22 protein-coding genes are annotated in these 25,593 nt (G+C 74.1%); 18 read left to right on the forward strand and 4 right to left on the reverse strand.

The features are described 5' to 3' along the window. Nucleotides 1–77 precede the first annotated feature (77 nt). From AB0D66_RS27150 to AB0D66_RS27165, 4 genes are all read left to right on the forward strand, one after another. On the forward strand, nt 78–1,433 hold the full coding sequence (locus AB0D66_RS27150; RefSeq protein ID WP_362308828.1) for an AMP-binding protein: 1,356 nt from the start codon (nt 78–80) through the stop codon (nt 1,431–1,433). Between the two features lie 665 nt (nt 1,434–2,098). Next, a complete protein-coding gene (locus AB0D66_RS27155) occupies nt 2,099–3,163 on the forward strand; it encodes a bifunctional DNA primase/polymerase (protein ID WP_362308740.1) in 1,065 nt (354 codons plus the stop codon). After that, nucleotides 3,160–4,809, forward strand: a complete 1,650-nt coding sequence (locus AB0D66_RS27160) for a phage/plasmid primase, P4 family (protein WP_362308742.1) — start codon at nt 3,160–3,162, stop codon at nt 4,807–4,809. The genes AB0D66_RS27155 and AB0D66_RS27160 overlap by 4 nt, the downstream gene beginning before the upstream one ends. Continuing rightward, nucleotides 4,806–5,195, forward strand: a complete 390-nt coding sequence (locus AB0D66_RS27165; RefSeq protein WP_069924478.1) for a DUF6009 family protein — start codon at nt 4,806–4,808, stop codon at nt 5,193–5,195. Before AB0D66_RS27160 ends, AB0D66_RS27165 begins: the two co-directional genes overlap by 4 nt. 120 nt (nt 5,196–5,315) lie before the next feature. Here the strand turns inward: AB0D66_RS27165 and AB0D66_RS27170 are convergent, their stop codons facing one another. Then, nucleotides 5,316–5,978, reverse strand: coding sequence for a ScbR family autoregulator-binding transcription factor (locus tag AB0D66_RS27170; RefSeq protein WP_362308745.1), 663 nt, complete (start codon nt 5,976–5,978; stop codon nt 5,316–5,318). Nucleotides 5,979–6,301: 323 nt separating this feature from the next. After that, nucleotides 6,302–7,303, reverse strand: a complete 1,002-nt coding sequence (locus AB0D66_RS27175) for a ScbA/BarX family gamma-butyrolactone biosynthesis protein (protein WP_362308748.1) — start codon at nt 7,301–7,303, stop codon at nt 6,302–6,304. Nucleotides 7,304–7,809: 506 nt separating this feature from the next. Between AB0D66_RS27175 and AB0D66_RS27180 the strand changes: the two genes are divergently transcribed. The 6 genes from AB0D66_RS27180 to AB0D66_RS27205 all read left to right on the forward strand — a co-directional run bounded on the left by AB0D66_RS27180 (nt 7,810) and on the right by AB0D66_RS27205 (nt 13,967). Then, nucleotides 7,810–8,430 carry a ScbR family autoregulator-binding transcription factor gene (locus tag AB0D66_RS27180; protein ID WP_362308751.1) on the forward strand — a complete coding sequence of 207 codons (621 nt, stop codon included), beginning with the start codon at nt 7,810–7,812 and terminating at the stop codon, nt 8,428–8,430. A gap of 289 nt (nt 8,431–8,719) precedes the next feature. Continuing rightward, entirely contained in the window at nt 8,720–9,559 is an 840-nt protein-coding gene (locus AB0D66_RS27185) for an AfsR/SARP family transcriptional regulator (protein WP_362308754.1), read from the forward strand. A 94-nt stretch (nt 9,560–9,653) separates the two neighbouring features. After that, a complete protein-coding gene (locus AB0D66_RS27190; RefSeq protein WP_362308757.1) occupies nt 9,654–10,334 on the forward strand; it encodes a ScbR family autoregulator-binding transcription factor in 681 nt (226 codons plus the stop codon). Nucleotides 10,335–10,353: 19 nt separating this feature from the next. After that, a complete protein-coding gene (locus AB0D66_RS27195) occupies nt 10,354–11,169 on the forward strand; it encodes a phosphopantetheine-binding protein (protein WP_362308760.1) in 816 nt (271 codons plus the stop codon). Between the two features lie 30 nt (nt 11,170–11,199). Continuing rightward, nucleotides 11,200–13,122 (forward strand): polyketide synthase, encoded by a 1,923-nt coding sequence (locus AB0D66_RS27200; protein ID WP_362308763.1) that lies wholly within the window; start codon nt 11,200–11,202, stop codon nt 13,120–13,122. Then, nucleotides 13,119–13,967, forward strand: coding sequence for a 4'-phosphopantetheinyl transferase superfamily protein (locus AB0D66_RS27205; protein WP_362308766.1), 849 nt, complete (start codon nt 13,119–13,121; stop codon nt 13,965–13,967). Before AB0D66_RS27200 ends, AB0D66_RS27205 begins: the two co-directional genes overlap by 4 nt. Before the next feature lie 134 nt (nt 13,968–14,101). Here AB0D66_RS27205 and AB0D66_RS27210 read toward each other — a convergent pair whose 3' ends face one another. Continuing rightward, nucleotides 14,102–15,067 (reverse strand): AfsR/SARP family transcriptional regulator, encoded by a 966-nt coding sequence (locus AB0D66_RS27210; protein ID WP_362308769.1) that lies wholly within the window; start codon nt 15,065–15,067, stop codon nt 14,102–14,104. A gap of 244 nt (nt 15,068–15,311) precedes the next feature. Here AB0D66_RS27210 and AB0D66_RS27215 point away from each other — a divergent pair, with 244 nt between their 5' ends. The 4 genes from AB0D66_RS27215 to AB0D66_RS27230 all read left to right on the forward strand — a co-directional run bounded on the left by AB0D66_RS27215 (nt 15,312) and on the right by AB0D66_RS27230 (nt 19,628). Beyond that, nucleotides 15,312–16,133 carry an AfsR/SARP family transcriptional regulator gene (locus tag AB0D66_RS27215; protein ID WP_362308772.1) on the forward strand — a complete coding sequence of 274 codons (822 nt, stop codon included), beginning with the start codon at nt 15,312–15,314 and terminating at the stop codon, nt 16,131–16,133. 147 nt (nt 16,134–16,280) lie between these two features. After that, the gene (locus AB0D66_RS27220; protein ID WP_362308774.1) at nt 16,281–17,012 is read left to right on the forward strand and encodes an alpha/beta fold hydrolase; all 732 of its coding nucleotides are present in this window, start codon (nt 16,281–16,283) and stop codon (nt 17,010–17,012) included. Continuing rightward, a complete protein-coding gene (locus tag AB0D66_RS27225) occupies nt 17,009–18,265 on the forward strand; it encodes a beta-ketoacyl-[acyl-carrier-protein] synthase family protein (RefSeq protein ID WP_362308777.1) in 1,257 nt (418 codons plus the stop codon). The genes AB0D66_RS27220 and AB0D66_RS27225 overlap by 4 nt, the downstream gene beginning before the upstream one ends. A 79-nt stretch (nt 18,266–18,344) precedes the next feature. Beyond that, nucleotides 18,345–19,628 (forward strand): FAD-dependent monooxygenase, encoded by a 1,284-nt coding sequence (locus AB0D66_RS27230; protein ID WP_362308780.1) that lies wholly within the window; start codon nt 18,345–18,347, stop codon nt 19,626–19,628. A gap of 81 nt (nt 19,629–19,709) precedes the next feature. Here the strand turns inward: AB0D66_RS27230 and AB0D66_RS27235 are convergent, their stop codons facing one another. Further along, on the reverse strand, nt 19,710–21,125 hold the full coding sequence (locus tag AB0D66_RS27235) for a condensation domain-containing protein (RefSeq protein WP_362308782.1): 1,416 nt from the start codon (nt 21,123–21,125) through the stop codon (nt 19,710–19,712). 452 nt (nt 21,126–21,577) lie between these two features. Here AB0D66_RS27235 and AB0D66_RS27240 point away from each other — a divergent pair, with 452 nt between their 5' ends. The 4 genes from AB0D66_RS27240 (at nt 21,578) to AB0D66_RS27255 (ending at nt 25,582) form a co-directional block, all read left to right on the forward strand. Next, on the forward strand, nt 21,578–23,191 hold the full coding sequence (locus AB0D66_RS27240; protein ID WP_362308785.1) for a class I adenylate-forming enzyme family protein: 1,614 nt from the start codon (nt 21,578–21,580) through the stop codon (nt 23,189–23,191). A 46-nt stretch (nt 23,192–23,237) separates the two neighbouring features. Then, on the forward strand, nt 23,238–23,552 hold the full coding sequence (locus AB0D66_RS27245; RefSeq protein ID WP_362308788.1) for an antibiotic biosynthesis monooxygenase family protein: 315 nt from the start codon (nt 23,238–23,240) through the stop codon (nt 23,550–23,552). A gap of 61 nt (nt 23,553–23,613) precedes the next feature. After that, nucleotides 23,614–23,928 carry an antibiotic biosynthesis monooxygenase gene (locus AB0D66_RS27250; protein WP_362308790.1) on the forward strand — a complete coding sequence of 105 codons (315 nt, stop codon included), beginning with the start codon at nt 23,614–23,616 and terminating at the stop codon, nt 23,926–23,928. Further along, nucleotides 23,921–25,582, forward strand: a complete 1,662-nt coding sequence (locus AB0D66_RS27255; protein ID WP_362308793.1) for an FAD-dependent oxidoreductase — start codon at nt 23,921–23,923, stop codon at nt 25,580–25,582. The genes AB0D66_RS27250 and AB0D66_RS27255 overlap by 8 nt, the downstream gene beginning before the upstream one ends. Nucleotides 25,583–25,593 lie beyond the last annotated feature (11 nt).

Genomic DNA, 25,593 nt, shown 5'->3' on the forward strand with positions numbered 1-25,593 from the left:
ATCCCCGGCCGTAGTCTGGGCGCGGCGTGCAGGCCGTGCAGGCCAGGTACGAAGGGGAGTTGCCGACCATGCCAACCATGCTGACCGCGCTCGACGGGGCGTACGGGGACCGGCCGGACGCCGTGACCGTCGCCGGCCGCTCCGCCTCCTACGAGGACCTCCTCGGCGCCGCCCGCGCGGTCGCGGCCGACGTGGCCGGGGCCCCCGCGTTCGCGGTGACCGCGACGGCCTCGCTGGAGACCGTCGCCGCCGCGGTCGGCGGGCTGCTGGCCGGTGTGCCGCTCGTCCCGCTGCCGCCCGACGCCGGGCCGGCCGAGCGCGAGCACATCCTGCGCGACTCCGGGGCGGCCCTCGTCGACGTGGACTTCGCCCGGCGCTCCCCCGGCTGGTCGGGCAAGGAGCCGGCTCCCGAGGACCCCGCGATGATCCTCTACACCTCGGGGACCACCGGCGCGCCCAAGGGCGTGGTGCTCAGCGGCGCGGCCCTCGCCGCCGACCTGGACGCGCTGGCCGGCGCCTGGCAGTGGACCGCCGAGGACACCCTGGTGCACGGGCTGCCGCTGTTCCACGTACACGGCCTGGTGCTCGGCGTGCTCGGCGCCCTGCGCACCGGCAGCCGGCTCGTCCACACCGGGCGGCCCACGCCCGAGGCCTACGCGGCGGCGGGCGGCAGTCTGTATTTCGGGGTGCCGACCGTGTGGTCCCGGATCGCGGGGGCGCCGCGGGCGGCCGCCGCGCTGTCCGGGGCCCGGCTGCTGGTCTCCGGCAGCGCCGCCCTGCCCGCGCCGGTCTTCCGGGACCTGGAGCGGCTGACCGGGCTGCGGCCCGTGGAGCGCTACGGCATGACCGAGACGCTGATCACCATCAGCGGCCGGGCGGGCGGGGAGGTCCGCCCCGGCACGGTCGGCACCCCGCTGCCCGGGATCCGTACCCGGATCGTCGCCGAGCCGGGCGCCGAGATCGGGGAACTCCAGCTCACCGGGCCGACCTTGTTCGCCGGCTACCTGGGGCGGCCGGAGGCGACCGCGGCCGCGTACACCGAGGACGGCTGGTTCCGTACGGGTGACATCGCGGCCGTGGACGAGTCGGACGGGGTGCACCGGATCGTGGGCCGGGCCTCCATCGACCTGATCAAGTCGGGCGGCTACCGGATCGGGGCGGGCGAGATCGAGAACGCGCTGCTGGACCACCCCAAGGTGACCGAGGCGGCCGTGGTCGGCGTCCCGGACCCGGACCTCGGCCAGCGCATCGTCGCGTTCGTCGTCGCCGAGGGAGTCACCGGCGCGGAGCTCACCGACTTCGTGGCGGCGCACCTGTCCGTGCACAAGCGCCCGCGGGAGGTCCGGTTCGTGGCGGCGCTGCCGCGCAACGCGATGGGCAAGCCGCAGAAGAAGCTGCTGCTGACGGGGGAAGCCGGGGCGCAGGCGGGCTGAGGGGCACGGGTGGTGGCCTCCGGCCGGGGACAGGGCGCAGGCCGGGGACAGGGCGCAGGCCGGGCGGGGGACTTGGCCGAAAACGAGTCGCGGCGGGCCCGCTCGGCCGCCGCGGCTCGCTGTCCGCTCAAGGCCCGGACCAGGAGGGCTAGGGCAGGCCCGGAGAGGGGCTACGGGTGGGTAGCGACCGGGAGCGAGCGACCGGGGGCCCGTTCGGTCGCTCCGTACGTACGGAAGAAACCCCAGGTCAGAGGGGTGGAGTGGGCTTCTCAGCGACTGAAGCGACCCAAGTCTTCGGTATATGAGGACATTCCTGCGCGTGCGTGTGTGCGTGTGTGTGCGTCATATATACGGACCTTCGGTCGCTTCGGTCGCTGTCGTTGCTTGCGTACGTCTGTGACCTGGTGTTCTGTGAGCAACCCGCCCAGCGACCGGAGGAGACCCGGTCGCTGGGCGGGGGGTCGGCCGGTCGCTGGCCCGGCTGGGGGAGGCGTACATCTGTTCTGGCTCAACTGCCCCTCGCCTACCAGGAGTTTCGCTAATCTGATTTTTCGGCGTTGAGTCGCTTCAGTCGCTGATGGGGGATGTGAATGGCAGCTGAGCTGCGGGATTCCCGCAGCGACCCAGCGCAGTGCACGAGAACTGCGCCGGTCGCTGGGCTCCCTGTGACGACTGCCAAGTGGTGTGCCCGGCAGGGGTGGCCGGTCCATCCGCTGGCCGCCGGCCGCAAGACGCCCGTGGGCAACTGCGAGGCGTGCCGCGCGCCGGGCCACGACCGCGCGGGATGCGGCTGCCTCCGGGCGGGCCGCTGGTGCCACGGCTTCCACGCGGCCACGCTCGACGCGGACCGGATCGAGCAGTGGTGGGGTGCCCGGCCGGATCTCGGCGTCGGCGTGGCCACCGGACCCGCGGACCTCGTCGTCATCGACGTCGACGCGCACCAGCGGGAACTGCCCGGCCGCGACCGGCTGCTGCCCGGCATCGGGATCTCCGCCGGGATCGATCTGACGGGCCTCGCCAACGGCTTCCACACGCTCGGTGTGCTGGCCGCCCTGCGCGGTGCTTGCAGCCCGGCCCAGGACGCCTCGACGCTGCGCGTGCGCACGCCGTCGGGCGGGCTGCACGTCTGGTACCAGGGCGGCGGACGGCGCTGGCAGTGCTCGACCGGTTCGGGCTCCGGCCGGGCCCTGGCCTGGCAGGTCGACGTACGGGCACGCGGCGGCTACATCGTGGCTCCGGGGACCGTGACCCGCGCGGGCGCCTACCGCGCCGTGGGGCCCGTACGGGAGCCCGCGCCGCTGCCGGACTGGCTCGCGCGGGAGTTGGAGCGCACGGGGCACCTGGCGCCCGATCCCGCGGCCGCGGCCGCGCCCGATCCCGCGGCCGCCACCGGGCCCCGGGCCGTGCCGCCCCGGGCCCGGCAGGCCGTACTCGCGGCCGGCGGCGGCTCGGGTGCGGCGCAGCGGGTCCTGGCGGGCGTGCTCGCCGAGGTCGCCGCGTGCGCGGGCGTCCCCGAGGGGGCCGCCTTCTCCGAGAAGCTGAACCGGGCCGCCTACACCGCGGGCGGACTGGTCGCCTCCGGGCACCTGACCGAGGCCGCGGCCACGCGGGCCCTGCGGGAAGAGGCCGAACGGGCCCGGCCGGGGCAGGAGGGCCGCTGCGGGGCCATCATCCGCGGCGGGCTGCGGGCGGGGCTCGCGCGCCCGCTGGCGCCGGGGGGCAGGGCATGAGCCGGGAGCAGGAGGGGGTGCTCTCCGAGTTCGACGTGCAGGCGGTGGCGGCGCAGATCCTCGCGCAGCCCGCCGTTCCGGCGCCGCGGGAGGCGGGGGAGGCCGGGGCGGTGACCGGGGCTGTGGCCGGTGGCCTGTCCGGGGCTGTGGCCGCGGCTGTGCCCGTGGCGTTCTCCGGCGCCGGCGGGGAACCGGTCGCGGTTTCCGGGGCGCGGGGGTCCGCCGTGCTGGGCTCCGGTGGTGCGGGTTCCGACGGCGAGGCGACGGCGGACGGGCTGCTGCCCGACACGCTCACCGACCGCGGCAACGCCAAGCTGTTCGTCAAGCTCTACTCCAACGACTACCGGCACGTCCCCGGGATCGGCTGGTTCCGCTGGGACTGCACCCGCTGGCAGATCGACGAGGACGACACCGCGGTGTGGGCCGCGGGCGACCTGGCGGAGTCCATCGCCACCACCGACCCCCGCGGCGTGTACACCCCGGCGGCGCTCCAGCAGCACCGCCGGCGCGCGCTCAGCACCAGCGGGATGAACGCCATGCTCGCGCAGGCGAAGTCCGCGCCCGGCATGGTGCTCAACGCGGCGCGGCTGGACGCCGACCCGTACGCGCTGTGCACGCCCGCCGGTGTGGTGGACCTGCGGACCGGCCACATCCGTCCCTCCGACCCCGCGCACGACTTCCACTCCCGCTCCACCTCGGCGGCGCCGCAGCCGATGCCCACGCCGCGCTGGAACCGCTTCCTGACCGACACCTTCGGCGAGGGGCCGGAGGGCGCGCAGATGATCGACTTCCTGCAGCTGCTGCTCGGCTACTCCGTGACCGGGGACGTCGGCGCCCAGGTGATGCCGTTCCTGTTCGGGTCCGGCAAGAACGGCAAGTCCGTCCTGCTGGACGTCCTGATGAAGCTGCTCGGCGACTACGCGGACGCTGCGCCGCCCGGGTTCCTGATGGCCCGGCCCTACGAGGGCCACCCGACCGACCTCGCCGAACTGCACGGCCGGCGGGTGATCGTGTGCAGCGAGGTGAAGCCGGGCGACCGCTTCGACGAGGCCCGGGTCAAGCTGCTCACCGGCGGCGACCGGATCAAGGCCCGCCGGATGCGCCAGGACTTCTTCAGCTTCGAGCCGACGCACAAGCTGTGGCTGCTGGGCAACCACCGTCCCGAGGTGGGCACGGGCGGGTTCGCGTTCTGGCGGCGCATGCGGCTGATCCCGTTCGAGCGGGTCGTCTCCGACGACCGCAAGATCGACAACCTGGCGGACGTCCTCGTCACCCAGGAGGGTCCCGGCATCCTCAACTGGCTCATCGAGGGCGCCCGCCGCTACCTGGGTGGCGACAAGGACCTCACCGGCCCCGAGCGGGTCCGCATCGCGACCACGGCGTACGCCGAGACCGAGGACCACACCGGGCGCTTCATCGGGGAGGCCTGCCGGCTCGACCCCGAGCTGCGGGCCGAGCAGGCCACTCTCTACGCGGCCTACAGGGGCTGGTGCCACAATGAGGGCGCCCCGGCGATCTCGTCCCGGGCCTTCGCGGCTCGGGTCCGCGAGGTGGTGGGACTGGCCTCGCCCAAGGAAATGATCCTGTCCAACCAGCGCAAGTACTACCCGGGCATCGGCCTGCTCGCGGACGAGGAGACAGCATGAGCGCCCTCATCGCAGAGGACGAGATCGTCCACGAAGTGGACCTCGTCTGGCTCGAGGACATCAGCGGGCTCGACTACGTCCGGCAGAGCCTGGACCGGCTGCCGACCCGGCGCGGCAGGCCCGCCTACCACCGGGACGGTCGGATGGTCGGGTACGCGCTGCTGGGACCGGGCGCCAAGCCCTCCCGCTCCTCCGGCACGTTCCGGCGGCGGGTGTTCTGGCTGCTCCCGCACGACCGGGACACCGACCCCGACGGGCTGTACGCGACGGGGGCGCCGGCGGAGGCGGTGGACGCGCGGACCCTGGCACCGGGCAGCAAAGGGCGCAAGACGGAGCGCTCCGAGGGCGGCCCGATGTCGTCGGCGATGCGGGAGCTGATGCCGTGACAGCGCGGTTCATGATCCACTGTTGAAAAAGAACAGGACACGCGGTATTTTTATGTCCAGCCGGGGGGTCAACCTCCGCCTGGCCGGGCAGGGTTGCACGTGCGCGCGTGCCTCGCTCGCCTAGCCGGCGGCGGCCAGCTGCTTGGAATACTCAAGGGCCTCTTCGTAGACGCGCTCTCCCCGGCTCTCGGAGAGGTCCAGGGACGGCAGAACGGAGGGCTGGGAAATACTGGGCAGCAGGTGGCGCAGGAGTGCGGAGACCCTGACCACGAGGTCCTCGTAGTCGCTGACCGCCTGTGACATCGACTGGACACCGCCGTAGGCGCCGACGATGACGGCGGCGGTCTCGGCGGGCGAGACCTGGGGAAGCAGCTCGCCCTGGGCCTGTGCGAGCTCCAGCTTGACCTGGACGCCGTCGACCCAGTCCTGCCAAGGGCCGCTGCGGTCGAGGTCGGCCGCGCGCTGGTCCATCGCCAGCCGCACGCTGGCCCGGACCATGGGATTGGTCTGCAGCCGGTAGGTGTGCAGCGCGACCATGTCCACGATCTCCTGGACCTTGGTCGTCCGGTCGGGGATGACGAGGTCTTGGTGCTGGGCGTGGAGGACCCCTTGCGCCAGCTCTTCCTTCGACTGGAAGTGGAAGTAGAGGGCGCCCTTGGTCACCCCGGCGGTGGAGAGGATCTCCGAGATCGTCGCGGTCTGGTAGCCGCGCTCCTGGAAGACCTTTGCCGCGGCCAGCAAGATGGCCCCACGCGTGCGGATGGCCCGTTCCTGCTCCGCCATAGTGCCCTCCACATGGTTGACGAACCCTCGGGAAAGGCTCCGTATACAAACCGTCTAGTTCGTATCTTACCGCGGACCTACCCGGAGCCAACCAACACATGCCCGACTTGGGCATGTCCTGCCGATCAAGGGCCCCCGAGAGGGCCTTTGTGGCGGACGTCACGCGATCCGGTGCGCGAGGTCGCGCCGGTGCCGGTGGTTTTGGGGCGGTGTGCCGTGGCAGCGCGAGCTCGGCGAGCGGCGCAGACGGTGAAAAATCCAAAGAAGATACAGGTCGGGGGCTGTGCGACGAGTGGCGGTCCCGTCGAGCTCCCGGCGCTGGATCAGACGGGGTCCGAAGCTGCCGTGACGAGGGAGCTGAAGGTGAGCTCTCCACCCTGATACCCGGTGATGCGTACCCTTTCGTCCCCTCCCGGGGTGGCGGGGCCGATCCGGTGGGCTTCGATGTAGCAGGGCTCGTCGAGCTCCGTGTACTGCTTGTACTGGGTTCTGACGCTGAGCGGGAGGAAAGAGGACCGGTTCAGTACGGCGGCCGCGCCCTGCCGGGCGGCTTCGAGCAGCAGCATCCCGGGGACGTGGTCGACCGGGTGGTCGAACAGCACGGGGTGGCGGGTGTTGAGCCGGAGCAGCCAGCGGTTGCTGTGGCCGATGGGCGAGAGGACCACGTCGGCCGGCGAGGTGCGGCCCACGTTCTGCGGCGCGGTGGGCGCGGTCAGCGCGACCGTGCGGTGGTCCGCGCTGAAGACCCGCCGGGGGCGGACCCTCTCGTAGACGGCCGGGCTGACGCAGGTGAAGGTGATCCGCCCCGTGGCCACGGTCAGTCCTTCGCGGCGGACGACGGCGTCGTAGCTCATTCCCGACAGGCGCTCTCCCCGGAACTTCATGTCGAAGCAGGTGACCTCGATGTCCAGGGAGGCCGGGGTGTCGTGGATCTCGAGGTGCTCCGGATGCACGGTGAGGCCGATCTCCCGGACCAGGAACTGGTAGCCCAGGGGCACGCCGAACTCGGTGTGGGAAAGGAGGACGCCGGCCTGGCGGATCGTCTCGGTGATCATGAGGGGGTCGTGGTACTCGCCGTCGATGGGGACGAAGAAGCTGTGGCTGCGCGGCCACTGTGCTTCCACCCGGAAATGGGTGTCGTCCTCTCGGTGCCAGCCTGTGAGCATGACCTCGGCCACGGCCGCCCGGTGCACCAGTTCCTTGGGCACGGTGGTCGTTAGGGTGGCACAGCGGAGTGCGGCCGGATAGGGCCGGGCCTCCGCCGTGAAGGCCCCCTGGTAGGCGGCTATTGCCGGGCGTTCGATGTGGAACGTGCTCGCAGACATTGCTCCCCCTGGGCTCCGCTGACGAGTGGGGGGCGTGCATCCCCCCGGCTCGAAAGATACATACCAACCGGTTTAATTTCTAGCGGTACACGAGCCTCCGCCTAGTGGTGAAGCGGACTGGTCTGTTCCTTTTTGCGATTCCCCCAGCTCAGGGGCCTCTGGAACGCTCCGTGCACTCAAGGGGTGGTATCAGGATCCTTCATTTCGCCTGTGTGTCGAGAGGGGCGCGAGTCGTTCTCTAGTGCAGGTGTCGAGGGTGGCCGTGGACTGGCCCACCCTGTGACCAACCCGGAAGAGCGACGGCATACCGATCAAAAACCGCGTAAGCGGTTTGTTAGAGTGGTAGAACGGAGCCGGCCGCCTCGCGGGGGATCGTCTGGTGTGACTGTGAGGGAAGTGGTGCCGGGGGCGCCATCGCGATCCTTCCTCGGCCGCTCCGTGGAAGCCTCCCCGGCCTGCCTGCCTTTCCGCAGGCATGGCAACCCCTCGCAGTGACGGAGCAGTTGATGGTCAAACAGGAACGCGCGCTGCGCACGCGCGACGCCCTGATCCGGTCCGCGGCCGAGATCTTCGACCGGGAGGGATTCGCGGTGGCGTCACTTACCGCGATCAGTACGCAGGCCGGGGTGAGCAACGGGGCGCTGCACCATCACTTCATCAGCAAGGCGGCGCTGACCGACGCGGTCGAGGAGGCGGCGCTGGCCCGGCTGCTGGCCCTCACCGAGGCGGTCCTGCCGCTCGGGGCGAGCCGCATGCAGCTCCTGGTCGACGTGACCCACCGGCTGGCGGGCGCACTGAGGGTGGACGTGGTCCTGCGGGCCGGATTCGAGCTGAGCGGGGAGATGTCCCGCCCCTCGCACGCCGATCTGCGCGAGTGGTGGCGGCGCTGGGTCGAGGAGACGCTCAAACAGGCCGACTCGGAGGGGGAGTTGCGTCCGGACGTCACCGCTTCCGATGTGGTGAGCGCTGTCGTGGCCGCCACCGTGGGCTTCGAGGTGCTGGGGGTGCGGGAGGCCGAGTGGCTCTCCGCCTCCACTGTCACCCGGTTCTGGCGGCTGCTGCTGCCGACCGTCGTGCCGGCGGCCCTCCACGCGGTCCTCGACGCCGAGGGGACCTGCCCCCTGTAGGAAGTCCCTGAGCCCCGGCCTTCGTGCATCCGCATGAAGGCCGGGGCTTCTTCATGTTCAAGACCTGCTGGTTTGTTTGGCCCGCTCTAGGCTGGCTCTAGAGGGGAGGCGGAGTGGGCTGCGAGGTGGGCGCTCGGTGGCACGATGTGTGTTTGTGCAGGTCAAGCGGGCGTTTGAGGGTTCGTTAGGTGGGCTAAGAAATAAAAACAGCGCGGTCGGTTTCGTATTGACAAACCGCCAGTCCTGTTTTTTACTGAGTCAGGCTTATCCACGGACAGGGGAGTACGGCGTGGACATCGAAGTACTGGGCACACTGGCGGTGCGGGAGCAGGGAGTCTCCGTAACGCCTACCGCCCCCAAGCCGCGACAGGTGCTGGCACTGCTGGCCCTGCACGCAGACCAGGTCGTCCCGGTGTCGGCCCTCATCGAGGAGTTGTGGGCGGGGACGCCGCCGCGCAGCGCCCGCACCACGCTGCAGACCTACGTGCTGCAGCTGCGGACCCTCATCGCGACGGCCCTGGAGCAGGGCGAGGGCGGCGAGGGTGGTGAAGGGCGGCGTACGGCCAAGGACGTGCTCGTCACGCTGCCCGGCGGCTATCTGCTCAACAGCGGCGGCGGGACCAGCGACGTCCGCGAGTTCGACCGGCTCGCCGGCATGGGCTACCGGGCCATGGACGCGGGGGACTTCCCGGGCGCGGCCCGGCTGCTGCGCGAGGCGCTGGCCCTGTGGTCGGGGCCGGCCTTCGCCGACGTGCACGGCGGCATCCAGCTCGACATGGAGACCCGCAGGCTGGAGGAGACCCGGCTGTGCGCGCTCGACCAGCGGATCGAGGCCGATCTGCGGATCGGACGCCACCGGGAGCTGCTCGCCGAGCTGACCGTGCTCGCCAGCCGGTACCGCACGCACGAGAACCTGCACGGCCAGTTCATGCTGGCGCTGCACCGCTCCGGCCGCCGGGGCGAGGCGCTCGACGTCTACCAGCGGCTGCGCGGAGTGCTCGTGCGCGAGCTCGGGCTCGAGCCGTCGGCCTCGCTGCGCAGGCTGCAGCGCTCCATCCTCATGGCGGGCCCCGAAAGCCCGGCGGGGGTGGCGGAGAGCGGCAACGAACGACTCGTACGCGTGGGCTGAGATGCCCGCACACGACATCCGGCACGCCGCGGACGGCCCGGAGGTGCGGCCGCGCGACCGGACAGCCACAGGTCGGGGCCGAGGAGGAACCGCGGTGCAGGAGAGGTCGGAGCGGACCCGCAGGAAGCTCGTGCACGCGGGGGCCGAGATGTTCCACCGCAACGGTTACGCGAACGCCACGCTCGGGGGGATCGCGGCGTTCGCCGGAGTGACGAAGGGGGCGCTGTACTTCCACTTCGCCTCCAAGGACGAACTCGCGGAGGCGGTCCAGCTGCGCGGCCGCGCGCTGCTGGACGAGTCGGTGCGCGAACGGCTCGAAGCCGGGCTCTCTCCGCTCCAGACGCTGGTCGACACCACGCACTGGATGGCCCGCACGCTGCGGGAGGAGCCGGCGATCCCGGCGAGCTTCCGCCTCACCAAGGAATGCGCGGGGCTCCCCCAGGCCTTCGCCGACTTCCACCAGATCTGGCTCGCGGCGGTCTGCGGGCTGCTGCGGCAGGCACGGGACGCGGGCGAGCTGCGCACCGGGAGCCGCTGGGAGAGCGTCGAATCGCTGGTGGCCGCGGCGGCCTGCGGCATCGAGTCGATGGCCGGGACCGCGATGCCCTACGCCGAACTCCAGCGCCGGGTCTCCGGACTGTGGTCGCTGCTGCTGCCGATGCTGGTGCCCGACGGCGCGGTGCGGGAGTTCCGCTCCGAGGAGCCGGCACCCGATCTCCCGGTCCGCCCCGCGGGCGGCGCGCCGGACCACCGATACCGGACCGTGTGCCACTGAAGGCATGGAGGAGCAATCGATGACGAACGACCATCCTGCTGACGTGCTGAACGACATCGTCGGAGTGCTCGGCGACGTCCTGCGGATCAAAGCGGAGAAGATCGACCCCGAGCAGACCTTCCGGACCCTGGGGCTCGACTCCCTGCTGGTCGTGGAGTTCGTGGCCGTCGTCAACAGCCGGTACGGACTGCGGGTGCGGGCGACCGACCTGTACGACTACCCCACGCCGGCGTCCTTCGCCCGGGAGGTCAAGCGGGCGATGAGCAGCGGGGAGGCCCGACCGGCCGCGAGCGCGTTCACCGACCCCGGCGCGGACTTCGCCTCCGGAGCCGATTTCGCCTCCCGTGCGGGCCTGGCCGCCGCCGCTCCCGCCCCCGCCGCGGGAACCGCCCCGGCCGCGGTGACGGCACCCGCGGCGGCCGAGCCCGTCGCGGCCCTCGCGGCGGCGCCCGCGGCGCAGCGGATCGCCGAGGTGCTGCGGGAGCAGCTCGCGGCGATCCTGTGCTGCGACGCCTGGGACATCGACGCCACCGCCCCGTTCAACGCGCTGGGCGTCGACTCCATCGTGGGCGCGGAGTTCATCGCCTCCGTCAACCGCACCTTCGGTATGCGGGAACGGTCCGTCCTGCTCTACGAACACCCCAACATCGCCGCCATGGCCGCCTACATCGCCGTGCGCACCGGAGCCTCCGGGCACGAGGCCGCCCCCGTCCGGGCGCCCGAGCTCGCCTCCCGTCCCGCGGCCCGTGGCGACCTCGACGTCCTGCTGGACGCCGTCCGCGAGGACCGGCTCAGCGTGGACGAGGCACTCGTGCTGCTCGCCCGTCGCGGCTGAGCCGTCCCATTCCAGAAGGAGCGCGTCCAGATGGACGAGAAGGAAGTCCTGACCCGGTTCAAGAACGGTCATCTGGACCGGGCCCAGGCGGCCGCGCTGCTGACCGGCTCCGGCGCCGGCATCGCCGCCCGTCCCGGTACGGGCGGCAGTGCGGGCCCCGGAGCCGGACCCGCAGTCGGACTCGGCGCCGGAGCCGGCCTCGCCGGCGGTCTCGGCACCGGTGGTCTCGGCGCCGGCACGGTGCCGGTGCCCGTGGCCTTTCCGCGGCCGGACAGCGTACGGGAGCGGGCCTCCGCGGACCGGCCCTCTGCCACCGAGCGGATCGCCGTGGTCGGGATCGCCGGACGCTACCCGGGCGCCGGCGACCTCGGCGCGTTCTGGCGGCAGGCGCGCGAGGGGCACGGCAGCGCCGGAGCGCCGCCGGCCGGGCGGCCCGGCGACGAGCCGGGCCACTACCTGGAGCGCGTCCAGGACTTCGACGCGGAGTTCTTCGGCATCGACCCGGCCGAGGCGGCCCTGATGGACCCCCAGGAACGGCTGTTCCTGGAGACGGCGTGGGAAGCCCTCGAGGACGCCGGCTGCACCGGCGGCCGCCTGGACGCCCTGGCCTCCGCCGACGGAACCCCGCGCAGCGTCGGGGTGTTCACGTGCGCGGGGACCGCGGACTACGCACTGCTCGCGGCCCGGACCTGGACCCGAGAGCGGCCCGTCCGGCTGCCCCGCGGCGGCCACTGGAGCCTGCCCAACCGGTTCTCGGCCCTGGTCGGCCTCACCGGCCCCAGCCAGTCGGTCGACACGGCGGAGTCCTCCGTGCTCGTCGCCCTGCACCTGGCGGCCGCCGCCCTGCGCGCGGGGGAATGCGCCGCCGCGCTCGTGGGCGGCGTCCAGCTGCTGCTGCACCCCTCCAGCCGCCGCCCCGGCGCGGGGGAGGGCGTCGGCGCGCTGCTGCTCAAGCCCCTGGCGCGGGCCCTGGCCGACGGGGACACCGTCCACTGCGTGATCCGGGGCAGCGCCGTCGGCCACAGTGCGGCGGACGGCCCGGCCGCCGGTCCCGGCCGCGGATCCCGGGCCGTCGCCGGTGACGCCGCCGCCCCCGGGCAGCGGGTGCTGCGCGCGGCGCTGCGGGCGGCCGGGGTGGACGCCTCCACCGTCGCCGTGCACGAGGACGCCGATTCCGTACGGGCGTTCGTGGGCGAGGCCGGGGCCGTGACCGCGGCGGCCGCGCTGACGCGGGCCGTGCTCCAGCTGAGCCACCGGGTGCTGGTGCCCGGGCCGGGCCGCGCCGAGGCACAGGCCTGGCAGGGCGGGGAGCCGGCGCCCCGCCGGGCGTCCGTCGGGGCGCACGGCGCCGGCGGCTCCGCCGCGCACGTGATCCTGGAGGAGTACCTCCCGGCCGCGGGAGCCGCCGCAGCCGTGGGGGCTGCCGCAGACGCGGGGGCCGCCGGACCCGCGGCAGAGGCCGCACCCGCCCCGGCCGCCGAGTTGTTCGTGCTGTCCGCGCCCACCCCCGCCCATCTCACCGCCACCGCACGCCGGTTCGCCGAGCTGCTGGCCGGGCCGGGCCCGGTGCCGGCACTGGGCGTCCTCACCCGCGCCCTGCGCACCGGCCGCGCCGCCATGGACTGCCGCTTCGCGGCGGTCGTCGGCGACACCGGCGAACTCGTGGCGGCCCTGGAGCGGTTCGCGGCGGACGGCGGCCCGTACGCCGACCTGCGCGGCGGGGGCTCCGACCCGCTGGACATGGGCGCCGTGCCCGAGACGGCCGACTACCTCGCCGCACTGTGGCGGGCCGGGCACCTGCAGCAGGTGCGGAGCCTGTGGCTGTCCGGGCTGGACGTCGACTGGGCCGCGCTGGAGCAGGCCCACGGGGCGGGCGCCGTGGCCGTACCGCTGCCCGCGTCCGCGTTCCTGCGCACGCCGCTGTGGCTGGGCGGCGAGGAGGAACAGGCATGACCACGCCGACTTCCGGTCCCGCCGGGGCCGTCGCCCTCGACGGGGCCCACGGCCCGGACGAGCAGAGACCCGGCCCGGTGAACCTGTGGTTCTGTCCCAACGAGGACCTCGCCCCAGGGATCGCCGCCACCCTGGCCTCCTACTGGCTGGACGAGCACGAGCAGGAGGTCGCCGGGCGCTTCCTCTTCGAACGCGACCGCCGCCAGTACCTCGTCGCCCACGCCCTGGTCCGCCGGGTGCTGGCGCTGGAGACCGGCATCCCCGAGGCCGAGGCGATCATCTGGCGCTCCTCGCGCGGGCGCCCGTTCCTGCAGCTGCCCGCGGGCGGGCTGCCGCGCGGCGCCGACACGCTCGACTTCAACCTCTCGCACGCCCACGCCTACAACCTGCTGGGCGTCTCCCGCGAGCACCGCATCGGCGTCGACGTCGAGCGGCTGGACCGCGGCGAGCGCGGCCTGGAGAACATCATCGCGACGTTCGCCCCCCAGGAGCAGGAGTGGATCGCCCGCGCCGCCCCCGGGCGGCCGCGCGACCGGCGCGCCCTGCGCCTGTGGACGCTGAAGGAGGCGTACTCCAAGGCGCGGGGCCTCGGACTCGCCCTGCCCTTCGACTCGTTCGTGTTCACCCTGGCCGAGGACCAGGGCGTGCTCTCCTTCCGGCCGCCCGCCGACGACTCGGCGCGGCGCTGGCGGTTCCTGGAGATGGAGCCGGTGCCGGAGGTGCTGGCGGCGGTGGCGGTCGAGGTCGACGCGGCCCGCCCGCCGGCGGTCCACCTGCACCACGGATTTCCGTGGGGTCGGGCCGCTCCGCGCCGTCTGGTGCTGCCGGAACTCGCCGGAGTGTGACCGGGGTGCGTGAATTCGGCCGCCGTATTTCCGGAGTTATTGCGGACCGGCCCGTATCCACTGCTGCTGGAATAGCACTGGAGTACATCTCGAGCCGGATCACCGATTATGCGGCGGCCGCCGATGCTATTCGGTCACCGTATGGCCGGAACTTCTCCGATCCCCTCGGACAGCAGCGTGAAACGGCGTACGAGTTCTTCCTGCTCGCGGCCGATGGCGTCGATGCGCTCCCGGAGGCGGGCTATTTCCCCGCCCAGGTCCAGCACGGCGGTGTGCGGGGCCGGTGCGGCCGGCGGCGCGGCGGAGTCCAGCCCCGGCTCGCGCAGCAGGATGGACTCCATCCGGTCCCGCAGGGCCGGCCCGGGCCCGATCCCGACCTCGCTCAGCAGCCGCTGGCGGGCCCGCTCGTACACGCCCAGGGCCTCGGACCGGCGCCCGCAGCGGTACAGGGCGAGCATCAGCAGGTCGTAGAAGCGCTCCCGGGTGGGGTGGGACTGCGTGAGCCGCTCCAGTTCCCCGGTGACCTCCTCGTGCCGCGCGCCGCGCAGCTTCGCCTCGTGGTACGTCTCCAGGGCGGTCAGCCGGCTCTCCTCCAGCCGCTCCGCCTCCCGCGCGCAGATCGGGCCCCGTCCGCTGCCCTCCAGCGCGGGGCCGCGCCACAGTTCCAGGGCCCGGTACAGCAGTTCGGCGGCGTGCACGGGATCGGCGACGACCGCCGCCCGGCCCTGGGCGGAGAGCCGGTGGAAGCGCTGGGCGTCCGTCCGGGCGGAGCCGAGGCGCAGCAGGTAGCCGAGGGGGTGCGTGGTGATGGCGGCCCGGCCGGGGCCGTCCCCGCCGAGGGGCGCCAGCAGCCGCCGCAGCCGGGCCACATGGGCCTGCAGCGCGTTGGCCGCGCCCGCGGGCGGGCGGTCCCCCCACAGTTCGTCGATGAGCCGGTCGGCGGAGAGCACCTCCCCGGCCCGTACGACCAGGGCCGCGAGGAGGGCGCGCTGCTTGGCGCCGGACGGCGCGATGCGGGCGCCCGACCGGTGGTCGTGCACCTCGACGGCGCCCAGGACGCGGAAGTCCAGGCCGTCGCTCTGACTTGCTGCCCATTCCATCGGTCACTCCTCCCAGCGATCCGGTGGGAATCGCGGAAAGACCTGTACGGCCGGACGTGGAATTACGTTCCGGGAGTCGTCCCGCAAGGGAATCTAACAGTTTGACTGAAGTGCGCAAACGTCGAAGTTGGAGATGTGGTCGACAGCCGCTCAAGAAATTGAGGGGTGTTGCCCTGGATCCCGCTACTGTGCCTCAGTCGAAGGCTTGAAATCGATGGGAACTCGACGACGTGCGGAGGAAACCGTGAAGATTCAGGTTCTGGGTCCGTTGAGTGCCGAAGTCAACGGGGGCTCGATTGTTCCGACGGCCGGCAAGCCGCGCCAGATTCTGGCGCTGCTCGCGCTCTACCCGGGGCGGGTGATGCCCGTACCGACTCTGATGGAGGAGGTGTGGGGCACCGACCTGCCCCAGAGCGCGCTCACCACCTTGCAGACCTACATACTGCAGCTGCGCAGGAGGCTCGGCACCGCCATGGGGCCGGGCGACCCGAACGGGGCCAAGGAGGTCCTGGCCACGCGGCACGGCGGCTACCTGCTCCAGATCGCCCCGGAGAGCGTGGACGTCCACGAGTACGAAAGGCTGGTGGCCGACGGGCAGAGCGCCTTCGAGGAGGGCGACGACGAGCGCACCGCCGCCAAGCTGCGGCAGGCGCTGGCCCTGTGGCAGGGGCCCGCGCTGGTCGACGTGCGCGTCGGGCCGATCCTCGAGATCGAGGTCATGCGCCTGGAGGAGAGCCGCCTGGTGACCGTCGAGCGGCGCATCGACGTGGACCTGCGTCTGGGCCGGCACACCGAGCTGATCGCCGAGCTCTCCGAGCTGATCGCCCGGCACCCGCAGCACGAGGGCCTGCACTCGCAGGCGATGGTGGCGCTCTACCGCTCCGGCCGCCAGGCCACGGCGCTGGACGTCTACCGCAAGCTGCGGATGCGCCTCATCGAGGACCTCGGGGTGGAACCCTCGCCGCAGCTCCAGCGCCTGCACCAGGCGATGCTGACGGTGGATCCGGCGCTCGACGTGGCGGCCGGGCCGCGCCGCGGGTCCACGTTCGACCTGTACGCGGCCTGAGATGCGGCACGGGAACGCCGGGACCGCGGGCGGTGGCCGAGGGCCGCGGTCCGCGGTGGCGTGACCCGGATCCGGGTCGTGCTCGAGCCGGACTCGAGCGGGGCTGTTCAGGGTGGGGTGGTTACGGTGGGCGAGGAAGGACGGGGCATGGCACGGGAACAGGACGTGCGGCTGGTGTGCTTCGCGCACGCGGGAGCCGGTACCTCGGCCTTCCACCGCTGGGGCGATCTGCTCGGCCCCGGCGTGACCCCCGAGCCCCAGCTGCTGCCCGGCCGTGACGGCCGGCGCCGCGAACCGCGCGTGACCACCCGCGAGGCCCTCCTCGACGACCTGCGCGAACTGTTCAAGGAGCAGCCGCCCGGCCCGTACGTCCTGTACGGGCACAGCCTCGGCGGGCTCGTCGCCTACACGCTCACCCACGCGCTGCACGAGGCCGGACTGCCGCTGCCCGCGCTGCTGGTGATAGGCGCGGTGCCGCCGCCCGACGTCTTCGGCGGGGCGGCCCTCGCGGCCGACGCCACCGACGACGAGCTGATGCGCATCCTCGAGGGCTTCGACGGGGTACCCCCCGGCGTCGCCCCCGACGTGTGGCACCGCTTCGTCTTCCCCGTGCTCCGCGACGACCTGCGGCTGGCCGCCGCGCTGCGCGCCGCCGCCCTGGACCCGGCCACCGGCGGCCCGGTGCCCGTCCCGCTGCTGGCCGTCGCCGGCGATCAGGACCCGGTCGGGCCCCCCGAGGTGCTGCGCGGCTGGGGCGACTGGACGACGGAGGGCTTCGAGTCCCGCACCGTTCCCGGCGGACACTTCTTCGTACGCGACGGCGAACTGCCGAGACTGCTCGGGCAGGCGTGCCGGACGGTGGGGCGGTCCGGGCGTTGAGGCGCGTGGTCATCACCGGTATCGGGGTGGTCGCTCCGGGCGGTGGGGGCACCAAGGGCTTCTGGTCGATGCTGACCGCGGGGCGCTCGGCCACCCGCGCGGTCACCTCCTTCGACGCGAGGCCGATGCGCTCGCGCATCGCCGCCGAGATCGACTTCGACCCCCGGGAGCACGGGCTCAGCGCCGCGCAGGCCGCGGACCTCGCCCGGGTGACGCAGTTCGCGCTGGCCGGCGCCCGTGAGGCGCTCGCCGACAGCGGGGCCGGGCCGGGGCTCGACGCGCTGCGCACCGGCGTCGCGCTGGGCAGTGCGCTGGGCTGCGCCGCCGAACTGAGCCTGGAGTACGCCGTCGCCAGCAACATCGGCGCCCGCTGGCTGGTCGACCCCGCCCGGGCCGTGCCCCACCTGTACGACTACTTCGTACCCCATTCGCTGGCCGCCGAAGTGGCCCGGGACGCGGGGGCGCAGGGGCCCGTCTCGTTCGTCGCGGGCGGCTGCACGGCCGGCCTGGACGCGCTCGGCCACGGGGCCGAGCTGATCCGCGAGGGCAGTGCGGACGTCGTGCTCGCCGGGGCGTCCGAGGCCCCGATCTCCCCCGTCGCCATGGCCTGTTGCGACACCGTGCGCATCACCTCGCGGCGCAACGCGGAGCCGTCGAGCGCGGCCCGCCCCTTCGACCGGACCCGTGACGGGTTCGTGCTCGGCGAGGGCGCGGCCGTCCTGGTCCTGGAGGAGCGGGACCGGGCCCGCCGGCGCGGCGCCCGCGTCTACGCCGAGCTCTCCGGCTACGCGAGCCGGGCCTCCGCCCAGCACATGACGGGGCTCAGCCCGGACGGCACCGAACTGGCCGCGGCCATCGGGGCGGCGCTCGACGAGGCCCGCCTGGACCCGTCGGCCGTGGAGTACGTCAGCGCGCACGGTTCGGGCACCCGGCAGAGCGACCGGCACGAGACCGCGGCCATCAAGCGGGCGCTGGGCCGGCACGCCCACCACGTGCCGGTCAGCGCGATCGCCTCGATGACCGGCTACCCCCTCGGCGCGGTCGGTGCCTTCCAGGCCGCGGCCGGCGCCCTGGCGATCGAGTACGGAACGGTGCCGCCCACCGCGCACCTGCGGGTGCCCGACCCGGAGTGCGACCTCGACTACGTCCCCGGGACCGCCCGGCACCAGCACACGAGCGCGGTGCTGGCCCTCGGCAGCGGATTCGGCGGGTTCCAGAGCGCGCTCGTGCTGACCCGGCCGGAGACCGCCTGACCCGGCCGGAGACCGCCTGACCCGGCAGGAGACCGCCTGACCCGGCCGGCCGGACCGGCCCACGACAGAGGGACACCCCATGGACCACCCCGATCCGTGCCCCGCCACCGCCGCCACCGAGACCGGGACCGACGTGTGCGTCGTCGGCGCCGGGCCCGCCGGACTGGCACTGGCCCTCATGCTGCTGCGCTCCGGCGTCCGCGTGACGCTGGTCGAGCGCTCCACCGCCCTGCGCCGGGAGTTCCACGGCGAGATCCTGCAGCCGGGCGGCCAGCGGATCCTCGACGAGCTCGGCGTCCTGGCAGCCGCGCGGGCCCGGGGCTCGCTCGCCCTGTCCGGCTTCCAGGTGCTGGAGCGGGAGCGGGTGCTGCTGGACATCGACTACGGCCGGCTGCCCGCCCCCTACGACCACCTGCTGGCCCTGCCGCAGCCCCATCTGCTCGCCGAACTCCTGGACGCCTGCCGGGAGCTGCCCGGCTTCACCCACCTCGAAGGCCACCGGGTGTCGGCGCTGCTGGAGCAGCGGCCCGGCAGCCCGTGCACCGGGGTCGTCGCCCGGGGGCCCGACCGTGAGCCCGTCACCGTCCGCGCCCTGGCCGTGGTCGGCGCGGACGGCCGGTTCTCCAAGACCCGGGCGCTGGCCGGGATCGGGGCGGGCCGTTCGGACTCCTTCGCCCACGACGTGGTGTGGTTCTCCCTGCACGCCCCCGGCCGGGCCACCGGGAAGGTCAGGGTGCACCGGGCCGCGGGCAGCGCGGTCCTGGTCCAGGACAGCCACCCGGACCGGCTGCGCATCGGCTGGACCCTGCCGCACGGCGCGTGGAGCCGGCCGGGCCGCGGGATCGAGCAGATCCGGGACGAACTGGCGCGGGTGCTGCCGCAGTTCGCGGACCTGCTGCACGATCAGCTCACCTCGCTCAGCGGGCTCACCCTGCTCGACGTCTTCGCCTCGCACGCCGAGGAGTGGACCCGCGACGGCCTCGTACTGATCGGCGACAGCGCGCACACCCACGGCCCGATCGGCGCCCAGGGCATCAACCTCGCCCTCCAGGACGCCGCCGCCCTGCACCCCGTACTCGTGGAGGCGCTGGGCCGCGGGGCGGTCGCGGGGGCCGACCTGGAACCGTACGCCCGGCGCCGGGCGGCGGCCGCCGCCGCGGTCCACCGGATGCAGCGGATGCAGGCGCGCGCGATGTTCGGGGCGGACGGGGCGTTCGCCCGGTTCGCGCTGGCCCGTGCCGCCGGGCTGGTCACCCGCACCCCCATCGGGGGGAAGATCACGCGCAAGGTGGCGTACGGGACCGATCCGGTGGCGGTCCGGACCGACCTGTTCACCGCGGCGGCGGCGCACCGGGCGGGCTGAGGGGGGCTGCCCGGAGGGGCGAGGGGGCTGCCGCCGGGGGCCGACGGGGCCGACGGGGCCGCTGCCCGGCGGCCGCGCCCGTCAGCGGAAGCGGGCCTTCGGGTGGTCGGCGAGATCGCCGAGGAGCCCGAAGTAGTCGGCGCGCAGCTGGCGGACGCGGGCCTCGGAGAACACCGACGAGTCGTACGTGAACACGCAGTGCGCGGCGCGTTCGTCGTGCCGCAGCAGCAGGCTCAGGGGCCGGGCCGCCGGGACGGGAGCGGCGGTGAACGGCTCGGCGCGCAGCCGGCCGCCCCAGGAGGCGGCCCCCCACCGGGGCCCGTCGGCGGCCGGTCCGGCGCCGAACTGCACCTCGCCCAGCTGTTCCACGAGCCGCGGCCGGCGCAGCTGCGCGGCGACCGGCTCCAGCGGCACCTCGTGGTGCGCGAAGTCCCAGGCGCTGGTGTGCCGGACCCGGTCGACGACCTCGCCGAAGGAGGGTGCGCCGGTCAGGTCGGTCCGCAGCACCACCGCCCGGGACAGCGGGCCCAGCATCCGCTGCTCCCCGCACCGCCCGCGCTCGGGGACGGGCCCGCGCACGCTGATGTCCCGCTGGCCCGACCAGCAGGCCAGCAGCAGCTGGAAGGCGGCCAGGCCCACCACCTGCACGCCCGTCCGGTGCCGGCGCGAGGCCTCCGCGATCTTCGCGGACAGTTCCTGCGGCAGCGGGAAGGACAGCGCCCGCCCGGCGCCGGGGACGCGCCCGGGGGTGCCCGGCGCGCTCAGGTCCCAGGGCAGGACGGCCGGTTCGGCGCCGTTGAGCCGGCGCAGCCAGTACTCGGTGCTCTCGTCGAGGCGCCCCTGCGCCGCGCGCTGCTGCTGCCAGGCGGCGAGGTCGGCGTACTGGAGGGCGGGGTGCTCCGCCGGGCCGCCGCGGTAGGCGGCCGCGAGTTCCGTGACGAGCAGGCCGAGGGCGGCGCCGTCGGCGATCAGTTCGTGGAGGACGAGGACGGCGACGTGGTCGGCCGGCCCCTGGCGCAGCAGCCGCAGCCGGGCCAGCGGTTCGCGCGCCGGGTCGAACGGCCGGTCCCGCTCCGCCGCGACGGCGGCGGCCACCTGCGAGGGCCGGACCTCGGCCGGCGACACGGGCACGGGCGCCTCGGCGGGCGGGCTGACGACCTGGGTGAGCCGGCCCTCGTGCAGGCGGTAGTGGCTGCGCAGGATCTCGTGCCGGCCGGCCACGGCCCGCCAGGCGGCCGCCAGGGCCTGTGCGTCCAGCGGTCCCGTCAGCCGCAGCGTGCCGGCCACCACCGGCGGACGGGCCCGGTGCGCGAGCCCCGCCCACAGCGCCTCCTGCCACGGTGAGGCCGCGAAGTACAAGGGCCCCGGGCCGGCCGGACGGGGCAGCGGGGGGACGGCGTCCGGCTCCGGCTCGGGTCTGGGTCTGTGCTCGGGATCGGGGTCCGCCGGCAGCGGGGCCGCGGTCCCGGCTTCGTCCATGAGTACCGTCGTCACCATCGGGTCAACGCCTCCTCGGCGATCAGCGCCGCGGGGCTCGCCGCCTTCCGGCCCGGCGGGCCGGGCGCGGCACCCCCGGCGGGGGTTCCGGGTAGTGCGTAGTGCGAGGTCACGTGGACGGCGGGGCGGGGGCGGGCATCGGCCCGACTCCTCGGGCGCCCGTCCGTCGCACGCGGGGCGGCCGCCGTCTCCGGCCGCCGCCCGACAACCATCCAGACCCCTGCTGTGGCGCGGCTTGAGCACGCTTCGAAGCTCCTTCGAGCACGGAAGCCGACGGTGGTACCCGACGCTCCCCCAACCCGCCCGCCGGCGGACCGCCCGGTCGCGAGACCGGCCGGCAGACCGGCAGACCCGCCGGCCGACAGACCGACCGGCCGGCAGACCGCCGCCCGGCAGAGACCGACCGCCCCCGGACCGCCCGACCGCCAGCCGCCCGACCAGTGAGGAAGACCGTGCCGCGTTTCACGTATCCCGAACTCCCGCTGGACGCCCTGCTGCGCCGGGCCGCCGTGCGCGACCCCGGCGGCTGCGCCATCGCCGCGGGCGAGGACCAGGTCACCTTCGCCGAGCTCGACGACCGGGCCGACCGGTACGCGGCCTACCTGGAGCAGCGGCTCGGCCGCCGCGGCGCCCGGGTCGGTGTCGCCAACGTGCTCGACGCGGACTTCGCCGCCGCCTACTACGGCACCGTGCGCAGCGGCAACACCGTCGTCCTGGTCAACCCGCTGATCAAGGAGGCCGGGCTGGTGCACGTCTGCGCCACGGCCGGGGTCGAGCTGGCGCTGGTCCCGACGGCGACGGCCGAACTGCTCGTCAAGGCGGGCGAACGGCTGCCCGCCCTCGCCGAGATCCTGGTGACCGACGCGCCCGACGGGGTGGTGCCCGCGGACACCGTGCCGGTGGCCGTCGCCCTGGACCGGGTGCCCGGGGGACGACCCGCCGCCCACGGCTCGGGCGAAGCGGGCGCCGACCTGTCCGCCGACGCCTGCATCCAGTTCACGACGGGCACCACGGGCCTGCCCCGCGGGGTCCGCCTCAGCCACCGCAACCTGGTCGCCAACGCCGCCCAGACCGCCCACGCGCACGGCCTCGGCAGCGACAGCGTGACCCTGAACCACCTGCCGCTCTACCACGTCATGCACCTCAACTCGGCGGTCTACGCGGGCGCCCGCCAGGTGCTGTGCGCCGACCCGGCCCCGACGGCCGCGCTCGAGCTGGCCGCCGCCGCGGGCGCCACGCACTTCTACGGACTGCCGGCCCGCCTGCACCGGCTCGCCGCCGCGCTGCACCCCGGTGAGCAGGACGGCTCCGGCCGTCCCGCCCCGCCGGCCGGACTGCGGCTGCAGGCCGTCCTGTCCGGCGGCACGGCGTTGTCCCCCGCCGCCACCCGGCAGCTCCAGGACTGGCTCCGCGTCCCCGTCGTCCAGGGCTACGGCATGGCCGAACTCTCCCCGCTCGCCCACAGCCAGGACCCCGGGAAGCCGCTGACCGGCTCGGTCGGCGCCCCCGTGCCGGGCACCGAGTGCCGGATCGTCGACCTCGCCTCCCGGGCGCCCGTCGACGTGTACAGCACCGGCGAGGTCCAGATCCGCGGCCCGCAGGTGATGACCGGATACCTCGGCGACGACGGGCAGGGGCACCTGGACGCCGAGGGCTGGTTCTCCACCGGCGACGTCGGCTACGTCACCCCGGACGGGGTGCTGTTCCTGGTGGACCGGCTCGGCGACGTCTTCAAGTACGACAACGAACTCGTCTCCCCGACCGCCGTCGAGCGGATCCTCGCGGACGACCCGCGCGTCGCCGACTGCGTGGTCGTGGGCTGGCCCGACCCCGTCCACGGGGCGCTGGTGTGGGCGGGCATCGTGCTGCGCGAGCCGACCGCCCCGGGACTGCTCGACCTCGTCGACTCGATCGTGGTGCGGGCCAACGAGCGCCTCGCCCACTTCGAGCAGATCCGCCGCGTCGAGGTCCTCGACTCCGTCCCGCGCACGCCCGTCGGCAAGCCGGAGCGCCGGGGCCTGCGCCGCACCCTCACCGAACGGGCGGCCGCCGAGGCCGCCGCCTGACCCCCGAACCTTCCCCCGTCTTGTTACCCCGACCCGAGGAGAGACCATGACCACCTTCATCAACAAGCTGACCGTGCAGGGCGACGTCAACGAGTTCCTGGCCGCCAAGGAGCCGATCACGGCCTTCATGAGCTCCCGGCCCGGCCACATCGGCAACCGCACCCTGCGCAACCTGAACGAGCCCGGCGTCTTCGTCGAGGTCGCCCACTGGGACGACCAGGCCGCGCACCAGGCCGCCGTGGGCAGCGCGGAGTTCCGCTCCCTCGTCGCCCCGCTGGCCGCGCTCGCCACGCCCGAGCCGGGCCTCTACGAGGTGGTCGAGGCGGGCGCCCGCCTGCAGGAAGACGGCACCTACGCCTGATCCCGCACCCGCCACCCTTTTCCGCCCCACCCCTGACACCCCGATAAGAGGAGAGACCCCCATGGTGACTTTGATCAAGAAGATGACCGTGCTCGGCGACATCAACGAGTTCCTGGCCGCCAAGGACCCGGTCACGGCCCACCTCGCCGCCACGGAAGGCCACGTCGGCAACCGCACCCTGCGCAACCTGGGCCAGCCCGGCGTCTTCGTCGAGATCGCCCACTGGAACGACCTCGAGCAGTACGAGGCCGCCGTGGGCAGCGAGGAGTTCAACGCCCTCGCCGCCGCGCTCTCCCCGCTCGTCACCACCGAGGCCGGCCTCTACGAGGTGGTCCCGGTCGGCGCCCGCCTGGACACGGCCGGTACCTATGCCTGATCAGGCCGAGGACCCGACGCGGGCCCGGGCGCGGACCGGGGCCGACCAGGTCCTGGTCGTCGGCGCCGGGCCGGTCGGTCTGACGGCCGCCCACGAACTGGCCCGCAGGGGCCTGCGGGTGCGGCTGATCGACGGGGCCGAGGGGCCCGCCCGCACCAGCCGCGCGGTGGCCGTGCACCCGCGCACCCTGGAGACCTTCGACCAGATGGGCGTCGTGGCGCCGGTCGTCGAGGCCGGGCGCCGCAACCGCGCCTTCACGATGTTCGCGCGCGGGCGCAGGCTGGTGCGGCTGGACGCCGACTACGCCTCCATGCCCACCCGTTACCCGTACACCGTCATCATCGAGCAGACCCGCACCGAGGCGGTGCTGCGCGAGGCCGTGGCCCGGCTCGGCGTCCGCGTCGAATGGGGCGTGCGGCTCACCGGACTCACCCAGGACCCCTCCGGAGTGCGGGCCCGCCTGGAACAGGCCGACGGCACGCGGGAGGAGTACGAGGTCCCCTGGCTGGTCGGCTGCGACGGCGGCCACAGCACCGTCCGCAAGCAGCTGGAGCTGCCGCTGCTCGGCGAGTCCAGCGAGACCTGGGAACTGGCCGACGCCCCGGTGGTCACCGGCCTCGCACAGGACAGCATCTACTGGGTGCACACCGGCCGGCAGGCCATGATGATGGTGCCCTACAGCCGCGAGGGGCACTGGCGGCTGCTGGACACCGCGCCCGCCGGTGACGCGGCGGGCAGCGTCGCGAGCCGCTTCGGGAGCAAGCTCAGCGCGGGCCTCGGCCAGAGCGTGAGCGTGGGCGAGCCCCAGTGGACCTCCGTCTTCACCTTCCAGCAGCGCATGGTGCCGCGGATGCACGAGGGCCGCTGCTTCGTCGCCGGCGACGCCGCCCACGTGCACAGCCCCGCCTCCGGGCAGGGCATGAACACCGGCGTGCAGGAGGCCTACAACCTGGCGTGGAAGCTGGCCCAGGTCGAACAGGGCTGGGCCGGGCGCGAACTGCTCGACACCTACGGCGAGGAGCGCGTCCCGGTCGGCAAGGCGCTGCTCGGCAGCACCCGCACGGCCACCTTCCTGGTCCAGTTCAAGAACGTGATGGCCGGGGTGATGCTGCCGGTCGTCATGGGTGTGGTGCGCAACGTGCCGCCGCTGCGGCGGGCCATCCAGCGCAAGGTGCTCGGCGGCATGTCCGGGCTGCGCCTGGCCTACCCCGAGTCCTCGCTGACCCTCCCGGACCCGGGCATCGCGGCCCCGGCGGGCAGCCGCGCCTCGGCGGCGGCCGCCCGCTTCCCCGGCGACCCGGGCGCGGACGCCCTCCAGGAGGAACTGCGCGACACCCGCTGGTCGCTGCTGTGCGCCGCGGGCGGCCCGGCCGCCGCCGCTGCCGCGTCGGCCGAGGCCGCCGCCGGATACGGGGCGTGGCTGTCGGTGCGGACGGTCGGCGGGGAGCCCGGTGCGGGCCCCGGCGCGCTGGCCGACCCGGACGGGCGGCTGCGCCAGGCGCTGGGCCTGGTGCCCGGCGGCTGGGTGCTGATCCGGCCCGACGGGTACTTCGCGGCCAGCGGAGCCTCGCTGACCGGCGGGATCCTGCGCCGGGCGCTGGCCCCGCTGGGTGCCGAGGCCGTACGGGTGCGCCGGCCCGCCGGCGTCGTCTGAAACCGCCCCCC

It is taken from the genome of Streptomyces sp. NPDC048270 (assembly GCF_040652335.1).
Classification (GTDB): Bacteria; Actinomycetota; Actinomycetes; order Streptomycetales; family Streptomycetaceae; genus Streptomyces.

Bases quoted from the DNA above. Each gene is read 5' to 3' on its own strand.
- AB0D66_RS27160 (WP_362308742.1), top strand. From the start codon at position 3,160: ATGAGCCGGGAGCAGGAGGGGGTGCTCTCCGAGTTCGACGTGCAGGCG.
- AB0D66_RS27200 (WP_362308763.1), top strand. From the start codon at position 11,200: ATGGACGAGAAGGAAGTCCTGACCCGGTTCAAGAACGGTCATCTGGAC.
- AB0D66_RS27255 (WP_362308793.1), top strand. From the start codon at position 23,921: ATGCCTGATCAGGCCGAGGACCCGACGCGGGCCCGGGCGCGGACCGGG.
- AB0D66_RS27245 (WP_362308788.1), top strand. From the start codon at position 23,238: ATGACCACCTTCATCAACAAGCTGACCGTGCAGGGCGACGTCAACGAG.
- AB0D66_RS27220 (WP_362308774.1), top strand. From the start codon at position 16,281: ATGGCACGGGAACAGGACGTGCGGCTGGTGTGCTTCGCGCACGCGGGA.
- AB0D66_RS27205 (WP_362308766.1), top strand. From the start codon at position 13,119: ATGACCACGCCGACTTCCGGTCCCGCCGGGGCCGTCGCCCTCGACGGG.
- AB0D66_RS27195 (WP_362308760.1), top strand. From the start codon at position 10,354: ATGACGAACGACCATCCTGCTGACGTGCTGAACGACATCGTCGGAGTG.
- AB0D66_RS27180 (WP_362308751.1), top strand. From the start codon at position 7,810: ATGGTCAAACAGGAACGCGCGCTGCGCACGCGCGACGCCCTGATCCGG.
- AB0D66_RS27250 (WP_362308790.1), top strand. From the start codon at position 23,614: ATGGTGACTTTGATCAAGAAGATGACCGTGCTCGGCGACATCAACGAG.
- AB0D66_RS27165 (WP_069924478.1), top strand. From the start codon at position 4,806: ATGAGCGCCCTCATCGCAGAGGACGAGATCGTCCACGAAGTGGACCTC.
- AB0D66_RS27150 (WP_362308828.1), top strand. From the start codon at position 78: ATGCTGACCGCGCTCGACGGGGCGTACGGGGACCGGCCGGACGCCGTG.
- AB0D66_RS27175 (WP_362308748.1), bottom strand. From the start codon at position 7,303: ATGTCTGCGAGCACGTTCCACATCGAACGCCCGGCAATAGCCGCCTAC.
- AB0D66_RS27230 (WP_362308780.1), top strand. From the start codon at position 18,345: ATGGACCACCCCGATCCGTGCCCCGCCACCGCCGCCACCGAGACCGGG.
- AB0D66_RS27235 (WP_362308782.1), bottom strand. From the start codon at position 21,125: ATGGTGACGACGGTACTCATGGACGAAGCCGGGACCGCGGCCCCGCTG.
- AB0D66_RS27170 (WP_362308745.1), bottom strand. From the start codon at position 5,978: ATGGCGGAGCAGGAACGGGCCATCCGCACGCGTGGGGCCATCTTGCTG.
- AB0D66_RS27210 (WP_362308769.1), bottom strand. From the start codon at position 15,067: ATGGAATGGGCAGCAAGTCAGAGCGACGGCCTGGACTTCCGCGTCCTG.